Source organism: Methylophaga pinxianii (genome assembly GCF_020447225.1).
GTDB classification, from domain to species: domain Bacteria; phylum Pseudomonadota; class Gammaproteobacteria; order Nitrosococcales; family Methylophagaceae; genus Methylophaga; species Methylophaga pinxianii.
Map to the genome: position 1 here is coordinate 1 of NZ_JAJAEO010000009.1, position 217 is coordinate 217.

General features: G+C 61.3%; 1 protein-coding gene. It reads left to right on the top strand.

Annotated features, from left to right (window positions below; genetic code table 11):
* Positions 1-217 (top strand): zinc ribbon domain-containing protein (locus LGT40_RS16285; protein WP_226343084.1); only part of this gene is annotated, 217 nt, incomplete at both ends.

A 217-nucleotide genomic window follows, 5' to 3' on the forward strand; every position in this document is an offset into this window, starting at 1 on the left:
CCAAAGAGAACCGACGCACACAAGCCCGGTTCCGGTGTGTTGCGTGCGGCTTCGAGGAAAACGCCGATGTAGTTGGTGCGATCAACATTCTCAGGGCGGGACACGCCCGTTGCGCCTGTGAAGTGAGCGACGCAGTAATGTCGCCAGCAGCAGGAACCCACCGAAGCAACTCATTGCGGCGCGATGCCGGGATGAGCGCCGTAGGAATCTCCGGCCT